The organism is Ensifer sp. VA4, from assembly GCF_055710065.1.
Genome location: NZ_JBVQPO010000007.1, coordinates 85,938 through 98,474 on the forward strand (window position 1 = coordinate 85,938; position 12,537 = coordinate 98,474).

10 protein-coding genes and 2 pseudogenes are annotated in these 12,537 nt (G+C 60.2%); 9 read left to right on the forward strand and 3 right to left on the reverse strand.

Features of this window, described 5'->3' with window-relative positions; translation table 11 throughout:
• Window positions 1-53: 53 nt before the first annotated feature.
• From AC0C6X_RS13760 to AC0C6X_RS13785, 6 genes are all read left to right on the forward strand, one after another.
• The gene (locus AC0C6X_RS13760; RefSeq protein ID WP_472953598.1) at window positions 54-1,481 is read left to right on the forward strand and encodes an FAD-binding oxidoreductase; all 1,428 of its coding nucleotides are present in this window, start codon (window positions 54-56) and stop codon (window positions 1,479-1,481) included.
• 43 nt (window positions 1,482-1,524) lie between these two features.
• On the forward strand, window positions 1,525-2,232 hold the full coding sequence (locus AC0C6X_RS13765) for a FadR/GntR family transcriptional regulator (protein WP_173519141.1): 708 nt from the start codon (window positions 1,525-1,527) through the stop codon (window positions 2,230-2,232).
• A gap of 216 nt (window positions 2,233-2,448) precedes the next feature.
• Window positions 2,449-3,609 carry a fumarylacetoacetate hydrolase family protein gene (locus AC0C6X_RS13770; RefSeq protein ID WP_173519140.1) on the forward strand — a complete coding sequence of 387 codons (1,161 nt, stop codon included), beginning with the start codon at window positions 2,449-2,451 and terminating at the stop codon, window positions 3,607-3,609.
• Between the two features lie 22 nt (window positions 3,610-3,631).
• Complete coding sequence (locus AC0C6X_RS13775; RefSeq protein ID WP_173519139.1) at window positions 3,632-4,165, forward strand: TRAP transporter small permease; 534 nt, start codon at window positions 3,632-3,634, stop codon at window positions 4,163-4,165.
• On the forward strand, window positions 4,165-5,442 hold the full coding sequence (locus AC0C6X_RS13780; RefSeq protein WP_173519138.1) for a TRAP transporter large permease: 1,278 nt from the start codon (window positions 4,165-4,167) through the stop codon (window positions 5,440-5,442). Before AC0C6X_RS13775 ends, AC0C6X_RS13780 begins: the two co-directional genes overlap by 1 nt.
• 49 nt (window positions 5,443-5,491) lie before the next feature.
• Window positions 5,492-6,496: a TRAP transporter substrate-binding protein gene (locus AC0C6X_RS13785; RefSeq protein ID WP_173519137.1), complete on the forward strand. Its 1,005-nt coding sequence runs from the start codon at window positions 5,492-5,494 to the stop codon at window positions 6,494-6,496.
• 83 nt (window positions 6,497-6,579) lie between these two features.
• On the opposite strand, the pseudogene AC0C6X_RS13790 reads toward AC0C6X_RS13785, so the two are convergent.
• Window positions 6,580-6,657, reverse strand: a pseudogene (locus AC0C6X_RS13790) (IS3 family transposase); the annotation flags it as partial.
• A 65-nt stretch (window positions 6,658-6,722) separates the two neighbouring features.
• Window positions 6,723-7,144 (reverse strand): annotated as a pseudogene (locus AC0C6X_RS13795) (Tn3 family transposase); the annotation flags it as partial.
• Between the two features lie 89 nt (window positions 7,145-7,233).
• Between AC0C6X_RS13795 and AC0C6X_RS13800 the strand changes: the two are divergent.
• Both AC0C6X_RS13800 and AC0C6X_RS13805 read left to right on the forward strand, forming a co-directional pair.
• The gene (locus tag AC0C6X_RS13800; protein ID WP_173519136.1) at window positions 7,234-7,425 is read left to right on the forward strand and encodes a DUF6494 family protein; all 192 of its coding nucleotides are present in this window, start codon (window positions 7,234-7,236) and stop codon (window positions 7,423-7,425) included.
• 284 nt (window positions 7,426-7,709) lie between these two features.
• Window positions 7,710-8,828: a CapA family protein gene (locus tag AC0C6X_RS13805; protein WP_246304514.1), complete on the forward strand. Its 1,119-nt coding sequence runs from the start codon at window positions 7,710-7,712 to the stop codon at window positions 8,826-8,828.
• 1,487 nt (window positions 8,829-10,315) lie between these two features.
• Here AC0C6X_RS13805 and AC0C6X_RS13810 read toward each other — a convergent pair.
• Window positions 10,316-11,332 carry a LacI family DNA-binding transcriptional regulator gene (locus AC0C6X_RS13810; protein ID WP_173519133.1) on the reverse strand — a complete coding sequence of 339 codons (1,017 nt, stop codon included), beginning with the start codon at window positions 11,330-11,332 and terminating at the stop codon, window positions 10,316-10,318.
• 137 nt (window positions 11,333-11,469) lie between these two features.
• On the opposite strand from AC0C6X_RS13810, the gene AC0C6X_RS13815 reads away from it, so the two are divergent.
• Window positions 11,470-12,504, forward strand: a complete 1,035-nt coding sequence (locus AC0C6X_RS13815) for a Gfo/Idh/MocA family protein (RefSeq protein ID WP_173519132.1) — start codon at window positions 11,470-11,472, stop codon at window positions 12,502-12,504.
• Window positions 12,505-12,537: the final 33 nt, after the last annotated feature.

The following is a 12,537-nucleotide window of genomic DNA, read 5'->3' on the forward strand; positions in this document are numbered from 1 at the left end:
ATATGATGCGTTTGAAAACAGGTAATTGGCGTCCCGCACGCCGGGAGGGACATGTGAGCGCGCGCATCCAGTCACATCAGCAGAAATTCGTGGATGCCCTCGGGGCGGACCTGGTTCTCCTCGGGGAGGAGGTTGAACGCTATTGTCGTGACTGGCACGGAGATGTGACCACCGGAGCAATCGCGGTCCTTCGTCCGCGCTCTACCGATGATGTCTCGAAGGCGGTACGCATCTGCGCCGAACTCGGCGTTGCGATCGTGCCGCAGGGCGGCAACACTGGCCTCGTGCTGGGTGCTACGCCAGATGCGCCGGAAAGCCAGGTCGTGCTGAGCCTTGAGCGGATGAATGCCATCCGCCAGCTTGACGTCGACGATTATTCGGCTGTCGTTGAGGCGGGCGCTATCCTGTCCGAATTCAAGGACAAGGTCGAGGCAGCCGGAATGTTCTTCCCGCTCGCGCTCGGTGCGCAGGGGTCCTGTCAAATCGGCGGCAATGTCTCCACCAATGCCGGCGGCATCAATGTCCTGCGCTACGGCATGACGCGCGAACTGGTGCTGGGACTGGAAGTCGTTCTGCCCGACGGTTCGGTTTTCGAAGGGTTATCGACGCTGCGCAAGGACAATCGCGGCATTGATCTGAAGCAGTTGTTCATCGGAGCCGAAGGTACGCTCGGGATCATCACGGCGGTCGCGGTGAAACTTATGCCGATGCCGGATCAGGTGGCCACCGCCCTGCTGGGATTGAATGCGCTCGACGACGTGATCGCGCTCTACCGCCGCGCCCGTCGCGACTGCTGCGACCTTCTGTCGGCCTTCGAGTTCATGCCGCCGCTCGCCTTCACACTCGCGCGCGAGGCGATGCCGGACCTCGCCATGCCAATGTCGGGCGATCACCCGGCGTATGCGCTAATCGAAATCTCGGGTTCGGGGCTGGTCGACGTATCGGATCTGATGGAACGTTTCCTCGAAGGTGTCATGGGCGACGGTCTCGTGATCGACGGAGTGGTCGCCACGTCCAAGGCGCAGGCGCGCAATCTCTGGCTTTTCCGCGAGGGTATGAACGAGGGGCAGGCCAAGCGCGGTCCGCACTTGCGCACCGACGTTTCTGTGTCGCTATCGCGGCTGGCCGATTTCGTGCGCGATGCGCAGCAGGCCGTCTACGACGCACTTCCAGAATGCGTCTGCGTCTCCTACGGCCATGTCGGCGACGGCAACGTGCACCTGAATGTGCTGCCGCCGGGTGACCTGCCGCGGAGTGAGATCGACGCGCGCATCTACAAGGCGAAGAAGATCATCAACGAAGTGCTCGACGGCTATCACGGCTCGATCAGTGCGGAGCACGGCATCGGTCGCTTGAAGAAGTCCGACTTCGACACGCGTCTGTCCGCGGTTCGGCGCAAGCTGCTGACCGCGGCAAAGACGGCGATCGATCCGGATCTTCGGATGAATCCCGGTTCCCAATTGAGTTTCGCGCGGGATTGAGAGACAACCCTCACGTGACGCGGAGGAGGCGGGCGTAAATACGATGGAATTCGGACAAATCAGGCGAAGCGAACAGCTGCCGGCACGCATTGCCGCTCAGATTGCGCGCGACATCACCGAAGGCCGAATACGTCCCGGCGAAAAGCTGCCGACCGAACACTTTCTGGCCAAGGCGCTCGGCGTGAGCCGCTCCGTGGTGCGCGAGGCGATTGCGCAGCTGCGCAACGAAGGGCTTGTCGAGACGCGCCAGGGTGTCGGCGCCTTCGTCACCGAGCCCCACGCACGACCGATCCGTATCGAGCAGGATGACCTGGCCAACCGCCAAAGCTTCCGTGATCTCTTTCAGCTGCGTGTGCCGCTGGAAATCGAGGCCGCAGGCCTCGCTGCCCTGCACCATACACCCGATGATCTTCAGCGTATCGACGAGGCGCTCGCCAGCATGAGCGGCGCGGAAAAGTGGACGGCGGAAGGTATCGTCGCCGACCTTGCGTTTCATCGCGCAGTCGCCGCCGCCACCGGAAACGAGTACTTCGCGGTCTTCATCGGGTTCATCGCGGAGCGCATCAGCCTGGCGATCAATGCGGCGCGAGCGGCCGCGGTTCTTGAGGAGATTGTCGAGGTGACGATCAAGGAGCATGTCGTTTTACGCGATGCCATTGCCAGCCGGGATCCGAGGCGGGCGAGGGAGGCGATGAAGATGCACCTGTTGGGGGCGGCGCGGCGGCTCGATCTGACGCTCGAGTCCTATTGAGGGCGCATTTGATTAAACTCGAGGCCAATCTCGAGGGTCTGTGGAAATGGTCATGAGAGCCCCAAGCATGGCGGCTTTTGAGCAAGTCATGATTTGAAGCTGGACAGTGCCGCGGAGCCCGACTAAAACGTTACAGGTTGTTGTCAGACATCCAGACAATACGGCAAGGCAGCGGGAGGTTGCTGCCTGGGAGACATTCGAAATGGGAGGAGCGACTTGGTTTCCAAGTATTCACTATCCGCGGCCGCAATTTTGCCGGAAGACGCGGCGCAGGCCGTTCTGGTCGGGCGTGTGTGGTCGAAGGCCGTCGATGGCCCTTGCCCGGTACTGCTGCGCGACGGACGCTTGCTTGACCTGACAAGCATCGCCGCCACCGTTTCCTTCCTGTTCGAGCAGGATGGGCTGGTCGGCAGGCTAATATCCGCGGCTGGTCTTGCCGATCTCGGCTCTCTCGACGATTTCCTCTCCGGCAAGTTGGGTGACCTCCTGGCGCCGATCGACCTTCAGTCGATCAAGGCGGCTGGCGTCACCTTCGCCGACAGCATGCTCGAGCGCGTGATCGAGGAGCAGACCAGGGGAGATTCCTCCCGGGCTCTCGAAATCCGCGAACGGTTGGCGCCGGTGCTCGGCGACAGCTTGCGTGGTCTCGTAGCCGGTTCGCAGCAGGCGGCGAAGGTAAAGGCGCTGCTGCAGGACATGAACCTCTGGTCGCAGTACCTCGAAGTCGGCATCGGCCCCGACGCCGAGATCTTCACCAAGTCGCAGCCGATGTCCTCCGTCGGCTGTGGCGACACGGTCGGCATCCATCCGATCTCGCAGTGGAACAATCCCGAGCCCGAAGTCGTGCTCGCAATTCGTTCTGACGGCACGATCCTAGGCGCCACTCTCGGCAACGACGTGAACCTTCGTGATGTCGAAGGCCGTTCCGCCTTGCTGCTCGGCAAGGCGAAGGACAACAATGCGTCCTGCTCGATCGGCCCGTTCATCCGCCTGTTCGACGAGAGCTTCACCATCGACGACTTGCGCAAGGTTCGCGTCTCGCTGCTGGTCAAAGGTGAGGATGGTTTCGAGATGGCCGGCGAAAGCCCGATGGAGGCGATCAGCCGCAGCCCGGAAAACCTGGTGTCGCAACTGCGCAACCGCAATCATCAGTATCCGGACGGCGCGGTGCTGTTCCTCGGCACTATGTTCGCGCCAGTGAAGGATCGCCGTGGCGTCGGACAGGGCTTCACGCACGAAGTGGGCGACAGGGTGGAAATATCGACGCCGAAGCTCGGGCGCCTGGTGAACTGGGTTGATCGCTGCAATGCCTGCCCGGAATGGACCTTCGGGGTCGGCGCCCTCATGCGGAACCTCGCCAAGCGCGATCTCTTGTAATTTTCGAACGGGGGAGGACCAAGTGCAAAAGGCAATCGATCTATTCTACAAAGCTCTCGAATTCCTGCTGATCGTCCTTCTTTCGGGGATGGCAGTCATGGTTTTCGTCAACGTCGTCATGCGCTATGCGATGAATTCTGGCCTGACCGTGTCGGATGAATTGGCGCGTTACTTTTTCGTCTGGGTAACCTTCATCGGCGCCGTCGTGACGTTCCGCGAACACGGGCACCTGGGCGTCGAAACGCTGGTCGCGTTTCTCGGCCGCAAGGGGCGCATCGTCTGCATGATCCTGAGCAACCTGGTGATCATCGGCTGTTGTGCGATCTTCTTCTGGGGCACCTGGATGCAGCTTCCGATCAACTGGAGCATGAAGGCGCCCGTAACCGGCCTGTCGATGGGCTTCGTCTACGGTATCGGCTTCTTTACCGGCGGCGGCTGCGTGATCATCGCGCTTGAACGGCTTGTCCGTCTCCTCACCGGTCGCGTGACCCAGGAAGAAATCGAGGCTTTCGCTGGCGAAAACCTCACTCTTGAGCAGATGGCGGAACGTAGCTGATGACCCTTCTCGTGTTTGTTGCTTCCTTGCTGGGAGCCATGGCGATCGGGGTGCCGGTTGCATTTTCGCTGATGTTCTGCGGCGTCGTGCTCATGTGGTACATGGGTATCTTCAACACCCAGATCATCGCCCAGAACATGATCGCGGGGGCTGACACCTTCACCTTGCTGGCCATTCCGTTCTTCATTCTGGCGGGCGAGCTGATGAACGCCGGCGGCCTTTCGCGCCGTATCATCGATTTCGCCATCGCCTGCGTGGGCCACATTCGTGGCGGTCTCGGAATCGTGGCGATCGTTGCCGCGCTGATCATGGCCAGCATTTCCGGATCCGCAGCCGCGGACACCGCCGCGCTCGCCGCCATCCTTATCCCGATGATGGCGAAGGCCGGCTACAATGTCCCGCGTTCGGCCGGCCTCCTCGCCGCCGGCGGCATCATCGCCCCGGTCATTCCGCCGTCCATGGCCTTCATCGTCTTCGGCGTCGCCGCCAACGTTTCGATCACGCAGCTCTTCATGGCAGGTGTCTTTCCCGGTCTGCTGATGGGCATTTCGTTGATCGTCACCTGGCTGGTCGTGGTGCGCAAGGACAAGATCGAGGCGCTTCCGCGCGCGTCGATGAATGAACGCCTCCAGGTGACTGGTCGGGCACTCTGGGCGCTCGGCATGCCGGTCATCATTCTCGGCGGCATCAAGGCAGGCATGGTCACCCCTACCGAAGCGGCCGTGGTCGCCGCGGCCTACGCCCTCTTCGTCGGCATGTTCATTTACCGTGAGCTGACGTGGAAAGAACTTCCGCGCGTGATCCTGCAGGCGGCGAAGATGACGTCCGTGATCATGTTCCTGGTCTGCGCCGCGCTCGTTTCCGCCTGGTTGATCACCGCAGCGAACATTCCGGCCGAGATTACCGGCTACATCGAACCGCTGATCGACCGTCCGATCCTGCTGATGTTCGCCATCATGATCCTGGTGCTGATCGTCGGTACCGCTTTGGACCTCACGCCGACAATTCTGATCCTGACGCCGGTTCTGATGCCGATCATCAAGCAGGCGGGCATCGACCCGGTCTACTTCGGCGTCCTGTTCATCATGAACAACTGCATCGGTCTTCTGACCCCACCGGTCGGCGTCGTTCTCAACGTCGTCAGCGGCGTCGGCCGTATCCCGCTCGGAAAGGTCACGGCGGGTGTGTGGCCGTTCCTCGCTGCGCAGGCGATCGTGCTCTTTCTCCTGGTCCTGTTCCCGGACTTGGTCATCGTACCGGCGCGTTGGCTCCACTGACAACCGGCGCGCCCAACCTTCTCACTCAACAATCCATTGGGAGGATAATATGAGAAAACTGCTTCTGACCACCACCGCCATCGCATTGGCATGCACCATGTCTGCTCCGGCATTCGCTGAATTCAACGACCGCAACATCCGCGTGTCGAACGGCATCAACGCCGATCATCCGGTCGGCAATGGTATCGAGGCCATGCAGAAGTGCCTGGACGAAAAGTCCGGCGGCAAGCTCAAGCTGACGGCCTTCTGGGGCGGCGCGCTCGGCGGAGACCTGCAGGCAACCCAAGCCCTGCGCTCGGGCGTTCAGGAAGCCGTCGTCACCTCGTCGTCTCCGCTCGTCGGCATCGAGCCGGCTCTCGGCGTCTTCGACCTGCCGTTCCTCTTCTCCAATGCCCAGGAAGCCTACAAGATTCTCGACGGCGACTTCGGCGACAAGATGAGCAAGAAGCTCGAAGCGGTTGGCCTCGTGAACCTCAGCTACTGGGAAAACGGCTTCCGCAACCTTTCGAACTCGGTGCGTCCCGTCACCAAGTGGGAGGACTTCGAGGGCATGAAGGTTCGCGTCATGCAGAACAACGTATTCCTCGACACCTTCCAGAACCTCGGCGCCAACGCCACCCCGATGGCCTTCGGCGAAGTCTTCTCGGCTCTGGAAACCAAGACGATCGACGCCCAGGAAAACCCCTATGTGACGATCGACACCTCGAAGTTCTTCGAAGTGCAGAAGTACATCACCGAGACGAACCACGCCTACACGCCGTTCCTCTTCCTCTTCTCCAAGGCGATCTTCGACACCTACACGCCCGATGAACAGGCGGCTCTGCGGGAGTGCGCTTCCGTCGGTCGTGATGTCGAGCGTCAGGTCATTAGCGACCTGAACAAGAAGTCGCTCGAGAAGATCAAGGCCGCAGGCCTGGAAGTGAACGTCCTGTCTCCGGAAGAGCAGGCTCGCATCCGCGAGAAGTCCATGGTCGTCTACGAAAAGCACAAGGCCGAGATCGGTGCCGAAGTCGTCGACGGCATTCTCGCCAAGCTCGCCGAGATCCGCAAATAATCTCCCTGGTGGCGGTCCGTCGGGACCGCGCCAAAAAAGACCGCAGTGCTGAACTGACCCCAAAAGGTTGGACGATTGCTGGGCTAGGATAATAGGAACTGAGTTCTGTATTGCACAGGGCTCAGTCCTTTCAGTTTCAGCTTGGTGCGCTGATGATTGTAATTTTGTAATAGTCGTCACGACGCGAAAGTGGTGAATCTGTCCGACATTTGAGAACATATGGTGATCATGCAGCGAGGATAGATGTTTCTCGCCGCAGCGGCCTGAGATCGGGGCTGTCCGTCGGAGTCCAGATGTAATCTTCGGTCAGGCTGATATGCTGCCAGGCGAGTGGGGTGATATGTTTGATCACTTCCGCAGGCGTGGCGATGCCTTCACGATTGATCTCGGCGAAAGCCGGTTCGAGATGGAGCGTATTCCAGTAGACGATGGGATTGATGAGGAGGTTCGGCCCGGACGGTAGAACTGACTCTCGAAGGTGCTGTCCCGGAGCTCTCCAAGACGATTGAAGAACAGCGCGCGGGCTTCGCTCTTGTTGAGGCTGGCGGTAGCGTTGCGGCGGATTTTCGGGGTTCTGCCACCATTGCGGCAGGAAGATGGACCTGTTCGTCCGATATCACGAAGCGCGAGCGCCAGTCCGTTTTGACGTATTTGTATGGCAGCGCGCGTCATCGTCTCGCTTCCTTGGGCACTCGCCTTCCCTTACAATGCCGTTCGGAAGACGGAGGAGTTCCGCCATGAGCGAAGACACCTTCAACATGTCGATCCGCAAGTTCCTGAAGGAAGTCGGCGTCACCTCACAGCGCAAGATCGAGGAGACGGTGCGCGAAGGGCAGATCGGCGGCAAGAAGCTGAAAGTCCGCATGACACTGACAGCGGAAGGCACCGGACTCAACCACGTGATCGACGGCGAGATAGAGCTTCCGTAAGCTTAAGGAGGGCGTCGGCCCCAGCCAGGAGCGCCCCTGATATCACTCGATGTAGGCGTTGGTAGAGGTCCAGGGTCCAGCAGAATGAGCCAATTGAGCCGAAGAAGGAGGAGTTGGCGTTTTGAAGGCCCTCGCCGGGATCGGACCTCCCAGCCGCGATCGCGACCGATAGCCTTGCCTAAATTGTACCCCAATAGGTTAGCCGCCTATTCTCCGCAGGCGAGAATAGTAGCGGCAAAAGCTCGGGGCATCTGATGGGACGGTCACACCAGCACGACCCGTATATGCAGCTCTTCCTTTGCGGTGACGTCATGACCGGGCGGGGCCTCGATCAAGTGCTGCCCGTTCCATCCAATCCGGTTCTGCATGAGGAGCATCTTCGATCAGCCCGAGACTACGTCCGTCTGGCGGAGCAAGCGCACGGACCGATTCCGCGGTCGGCGGGACCAACCTATATCTGGGGCGTGGCATTGGATGAGCTCGAGCGTGTGCGCCCTGATGTCCGCATCATCAATCTCGAAACGGCCGTAACCCGCAGCAACGATTACGTCCCGAAGGGCATCAACTATCGGATGAGCCCCGAAAACGCATCCTGTCTTGTCGCTGCCGGCGTGGACTGCTGTGTCCTTGCCAATAACCACGTTCTCGATTGGGGACCCGTTGGCTTACTCGACACTTTGGCGGCCTTGGTCCACCTGCAAATCAAGACCGCCGGTGCCGGGCATGACCTGGCCGAAGCGAGCGCGCCGGCCGTCCTTGAGAGGGGTAACAAAGGACGCGTGCTCGTGTTTGCGCTTGCGACTCCGACGGCCGGGACACCACGAAGCTGGGCCGCAGCAAGCAACAGGGCAGGCGTGGGTTTTCTGCCGGATCTTACTCCGACCAGTGCCCGTCGCGTTGCCGATCATATCGTCAGGATGAAGCGGCCACGGGATGTGGTCGTCCTATCGATTCATTGGGGCCCCAATTGGGGGGATGACATACCCGCCGCTCAGCGGCAATTTGCGCATGCGCTTATAGACGATGCCGGCGTATCGATCGTGCACGGACACTCATCGCACCACGCCAAAGCGATCGAAGTTTACCGCAACCGCCTCATCCTTTATGGCTGCGGGGACTTCCTCAATGACTATGAAGGGATTGCCGGGCACGAGGAGTTTCGGAGCGATCTGCGTCTGATGTATTTCGCCGGCGTCAACCCGGCGAATGGCGAGCTTTCGGCACTTGAAATCGCCCCGCTACAGGCACATCGGTTCACTCTCGTTTATCCCTCCAAAATGGACGTCGAGTGGCTCGGCGAAACCCTCGACCGGGACAGCCGGCGGCTTGGGACTGGCGTGCGACCCGAGCTAGGTGGGCGGCTTGCCTTGTCGTGGTCGAGCGCGAACAAATCGGTGCGATGAAGATTTTCCTCGATCGAGGTTCTGACGATCGGGGCAGGGGGGCTCGCTCGCCTGCACGGACGAGGCCGGATCGTCGCGAAACGGTCCGCAACCTGCTCGTGGGTATACACTTTTCGGAAAGCTACTTGAAGCCGGGGGTGTGGAGGTCGCCGGGCATCCTGCGAGCTTGCCCATCAGTTTTACCAGCACGCTGGCTGCGGATTGCGCGTGACGACTTTCCCAGCGTTGCGTCACGCCTCGATAATGTCCGAAGCCATCCCTGCTAAATACCCATAGCCCCGCTCTATAGGCAAGCTATGAGCACTTCTGCGGCATTGCCAAGCCAGTAGTGGTCGGGTTGCCGTAAAGACCTTTTTTGAAGCGCATCACTCGGGTGAGCTCGCGATGGAGCTTGATGGGGGGCACTCAGAAACGATGGATCATTTTACGTCGAACGTGGTTCCGTCTCGCAGCCTTCGAACCGGAAGGCTTCATCGTAAAAGCGACCGGCGAGACGATTCCCTACAAGGACACAGGAATCCGGCATTTGCCCGATGGCGAGTACCATTGGTGTTCAGTGAACGGCTCCAAGAGCGGGCGCACCGTCTGCCTGTTCGTGCCGCCAAGCGGATTCTAAACCACGCCGACGGCGTGGAGAACTGCGCGCTCACCACACGGAAGGAGATCGGTCCGCATCCCATGTCTTCGGCCGCCCTTACGGAAAGTTCTCCATCTGGCGGGCCATTTGCCTGCTGAACTGGTCGATGTTTCAACCGTCAGGGCAAATCGGATTCTGCAACGCAACTACGACCTTTTGGCTGAACGTATCGGGCGTAAGCCTTAGGGTGTGAGATCGGCTCGCCGAAGCTCCGCGGGCGTGCTTTTGCAGGCCGTGACTGCCTCTGCCGGCCCGTGTCGGCCTTGCCGGCATGGGCCGAAGTCACCAGAGAATCGTTGGCACTCTCGTCAAGAGTTCACCAAGCGCCCCGAAGAGGACTTCTGCCGCGGCTCCAATCTCGGCATGCGCGGTGACAACAACCAACCCCAGGATGGAGATCGCGGATCCAAATCGGATGGCAGGGCTGCCGTCGCCACCAGGAGAGAGCGTGGGAATGGACGTATCGAACGAGGACCAATTGCCACGAAGAAGGTTGTCGTTTGCGGCGCGCAAGAGCCGAGTCGGTCGTGGACCTCTGAGGCGGCTTTTTTCGCATATCCCGGGAAATGTATCGCAGATTGAGTTAGACATCTGACGTATCCATGACCAATTTGAATGACACCAATGTTAGGCAGACCAGTTAGAACCGGCCGTTCCCAGGGAAACTGAGTTTCCACCTTTTGGTCCTGTGAGGAGCTATACCCATTTCAGGGGATGACGAGTGTGCGTTGACACGCCGACCTCCGGATACCCCATCCGGTGAAGGTGGTGGGACGCGGTTCGTACTCGTTCAAGGCGAGGATGCACAGCTGCATAGAGTCCGTTTCTGCTGATGGGACATATCTGTTGCTTAATCGCTTTCGCCCGGGACGAGCGCCATGGGCCAGAGCAGTTGCGCGGGTTTCGCCGGGTAGACATGCGCGAAAGCCGGCATCGTGCCAAGCAGGGTTTCGGCAAGTGCAATGCCGAGGTCACGTAGCGACAGGCTGAATGATGTTAGGCGGGGCGACAGGAACTCTGATTGCGGACTTTGGCGGCCGATGATCGCAAGATCTCGTCCAGGCTTTACTCCTGCTTCCACCAGCCCGCGATAAAGGCCGACGGCAATTGCTTCGTTGATCAGCACAATCGCCGTCGGACGGTTCTGAAGCGCGCTCAGTTCACGGGCGATCTGGTAGCCTCCGGCCTCGTTCGGAGTCGAACGAAAGACGTGACGCTCGTCGAGGCGAAGCCCGTGGCGGGCAAGGGTTGCCCGGCACTGATCCTCGAACACATAGCCGAGGTTCATGTCGTCATGCGGTCGTGTGATGGCAATGTTCGTGTGACCCCGGGCGACGAGCCGGTCGATGGAAGCCTCCGCCATGCCCTCGAAATCCAGGTCGAGCCACGGCTGACCGACATCGGTCAGGCTTCGTCCGAGGGTGATGAACGGGATCTTGCGCTTGGCCAGCAGTTCGAAACGGGCATCGTGCCGCCGGGTCGCCGAGAGGATGATGCCATCAGCAAAACCGCGGGCAACGACGCGCTTCAAATAGTCGTTCGGATCCTCCTCAGAGGAGCAGAGCAGGGCGACCAGATCGAGCTTGTGACGCGCAAAAACGGTCTGAACGCCGTCGAAGACGCTCATGAAGAAGGTATCGCCCTGGCCGGTGATTTCAGTGCCGGTCTGCATCATGAAGCCGATGACGCCAGTTGCTCCCTTCCGGAGGGCGCGACCCGATTGGTTGGCGACGTAGCCAAGGGATTCCGCTGCTTCCAGCACCCTTTTTCTGGTTTCTTCGTTGACGTCGGGCTTGCCGTTCAGCGCACGGGACACCGTGCCGATCGAAATATCGAGGTGTTCGGCAAGCTCGCGAATCCCCTTCATTTTTCCGCGTTCCTCCTGAGCCTCACGATCGGCCATTTTCTCACCTCTTGACATAAAAACCCGTTGCCGCATAGTATCGTAAACGTTTACGGAAGCCAATTGAGGAGTTGCCGCTTCCGTTTCTTGGAGGAAATCACGTGAGACACAGGGCCGTTTTGTGCGGGTGCGGAGCTATGGCCAAAGGTTGGCTGAGGGCGCTGACGGAGAGCAACTCTCTTCGAGAGAAGGTGGAGATTGTCGGCCTTGTCGATCTCAATCGGGCGACAGCTGAAGCGCTCGCTGCCGAGTTCCACCTTGGCGACATCCTGATCGGTACGGACCTACCGGAGGTTCTCCGCGAAAGCCGGGCTGATTTACTCTTCGACATCGTCGTTCCGGCGGCACGGCGCGCGGTGGTGGCCGTCGGTCTCGCCCATGGTTGCCATGTGCTGAGCGAGAAGCCGATGGCCGCCACGCTCGAAGAGGCGCGCGAGTTGCGCCGACTTGCGAGCGAAGCCTCGCGTATCCATGCGATCGTGCAAAACCGACGTTTCATCGACGGCGTCCGCCGCATACGCCGCCTCATCCAGTCCGGCAGCCTCGGCGAGCTGACGGCGCTGCATTGCGATTTCTTCCTCGGTCCGCATTTCGGGGGCTTTCGCGAACAGATGGACAATGTCCTTTTGCTCGACATGGCGATCCACACCTTCGATGCGGCCCGCTTCATGTCCGGCAAGGAGCCTCTCGCTGTCTATTGCCACGAATACAATCCTGAGGGCTCCTGGTATCGCCACGGCGCGGCCGCCAATGCGATCTTCGAATTTTCCGATAATGTCGCCTTCAGCTATCGCGGTTCCTGGTGCGCCGAGGGCGCCAACACCAGTTGGGAAAGCGCGTGGCGAATTGTCGGCTCCAAGGGAACTTTGCTCTGGGATGGCGGCGAGCGCTTCGAGGCCAATGTGGTCACAGGCAGCGAGGGTTTCCTGCGTGCCGTCGAGCCGATCGCAGTGCCCGAGGCCGAAGACCGTGCCGATACGCACGGGCACGCGAGCGTCATCGAGCGTTTCGTCCAAGCCGTCGACGCCGGAACCGTGCCGGAAACGGATGGCAGCGACAACATCAAAAGCCTTGCCATGGTCTTCGGCGCGATCGACAGCGCGCGGGATGGCAAACGCGTCACCATTGCAGTCTAGGGAGCCAATTTTGAAAAAAACCAGAAACTCCAT

Bases quoted from the DNA above. Each gene is read 5' to 3' on its own strand.
- AC0C6X_RS13805 (WP_246304514.1), top strand. From the start codon at position 7,710: ATGCAGCTCTTCCTTTGCGGTGACGTCATGACCGGGCGGGGCCTCGAT.
- AC0C6X_RS13780 (WP_173519138.1), top strand. From the start codon at position 4,165: ATGACCCTTCTCGTGTTTGTTGCTTCCTTGCTGGGAGCCATGGCGATC.
- AC0C6X_RS13765 (WP_173519141.1), top strand. From the start codon at position 1,525: ATGGAATTCGGACAAATCAGGCGAAGCGAACAGCTGCCGGCACGCATT.
- AC0C6X_RS13800 (WP_173519136.1), top strand. From the start codon at position 7,234: ATGAGCGAAGACACCTTCAACATGTCGATCCGCAAGTTCCTGAAGGAA.
- AC0C6X_RS13810 (WP_173519133.1), bottom strand. From the start codon at position 11,332: ATGAAGGGGATTCGCGAGCTTGCCGAACACCTCGATATTTCGATCGGC.
- AC0C6X_RS13785 (WP_173519137.1), top strand. From the start codon at position 5,492: ATGAGAAAACTGCTTCTGACCACCACCGCCATCGCATTGGCATGCACC.